The sequence below is a fragment of the Methylobrevis pamukkalensis genome (genome assembly GCF_001720135.1).
In the GTDB taxonomy this organism is placed as follows: domain Bacteria; phylum Pseudomonadota; class Alphaproteobacteria; order Rhizobiales; family Pleomorphomonadaceae; genus Methylobrevis; species Methylobrevis pamukkalensis.
This window is the reverse complement of the sequence record NZ_MCRJ01000255.1, coordinates 1-1,304: the sequence shown is the minus strand read 5'-3', so window position 1 is coordinate 1,304 and position 1,304 is coordinate 1. Positions and strand designations below refer to the sequence as shown.

Below are 1,304 nucleotides of genomic sequence, written 5' to 3'. Positions count from 1 at the left end.
TCGATCCCGGCCTCGAAGTCGCGGATGCTGTCGCGCAGGGCGTCGGTCGCGCCGCTGTCGCCAAGGTCCTCGAAGCGGAAGATGTCGGGGCCACCCTCTCCCCAGAGCCGGTCGCGGCCCGCGCCGCCGACGAGGATGTCGGCACCGGTGCCGCCGAACATCACGTCGTTGCCGTCCCCGCCCCGAAGCGTGTCGCGGCCGATGTCGCCGATCAGCCGGTCGTGGCCGCTGCCGCCGGACATCTCGTCGTCGCCCCTGCCGCCGTTGAGCGTGTCGTTGCCCTCGCCGCCGCCCATCTCGTCGTTGCCGGCGTTGCCGCGCAGGATGTCGTTGCCGTCCCCGCCCTGCAGCGTGTCGTTGCCGCCCTGGCCCGTGACGATGTCGTCGCCGATCCCGCCCGCAAGTGTCGTGTCGCTGTCGTCGGCCGCACGCAGGTTGAGCACGGTGCGGAGGTCGGTCGTGTCGGCGGTCTCCCTCGTGTTGCCCGCGTCGTCCACCACCGTCACCGACACCTGGCCGGGCGCATCCACCGCCATGCCGGCGAGCAGCGTGTAGCTTGCGGTCCACAGGCCGTCGGCCTCGGTGGCCGAGACCTGGCCGCCGCCGAAGGCGGTGAAGTCCATGCTGACGGCCAGCGTGTCGCTGTTGCCGTCGCCGCTGCCGCTGTCGTTCCAGACCGCCGTGATCGTGTCGCCGATCCGGTAGAGGCCCGACACGCCGCTGCCCGTGGACGTGACCGAGATCGCGGCGTCGGTGACGACCGGCGCCTGCGCATCGATCGTCTGCGACACGCCGTCCGCGACGGTGGTCGTGTTGCCGGCATTGTCGGTCACGGTGACCGACGGCGCGCCGGAGCCGTCGATGGCATTGGCGGTGATCAGGTAGCTCGCCGTCCAGAGGTCGCCGAACGGAAGCGCCGTGACGGCGCTGCCGCCGCCGAAGGCCGAGAAGTCGACCGTGACGCCGGCGATCGTGTCGGCGTTGAGGTCGCCGAGAAGGCTGTTGTCCCAGACGACCGTGACCGTGTCGCCGATCTTGAAGGCGCCGCCGGTGCCGGTGGCGCCGCTGGCCGAGACGCTCCCGTCCGTGGCCACGGGCGCCGCGGTGTCCACCACCGCCTGGGTGTCGTCGCCGGTGGTGACCTCCTGATCGTCCTCGTCGGTGACCGTGACCGAGACGGCGGCCGTCGCCGTGTCGAGGCTGCCGGCGGTCAGGACGTAAGTTGCGGTCCAAACGCCGCTGCTGTTGGTGGCCACCACCGCCGCGCCGCCGCCGAAGGCCGAGAAGTCCACCGTGACGGTGGA

At 71.9% G+C, this 1,304-nt stretch carries 1 protein-coding gene; it reads right to left on the bottom strand.

What is annotated here, in order from left to right; translation table 11 throughout:
* Positions 1-1,304 (bottom strand): calcium-binding protein (locus A6302_RS20325; protein WP_069308522.1); only part of this gene is annotated, 1,304 nt, incomplete at both ends.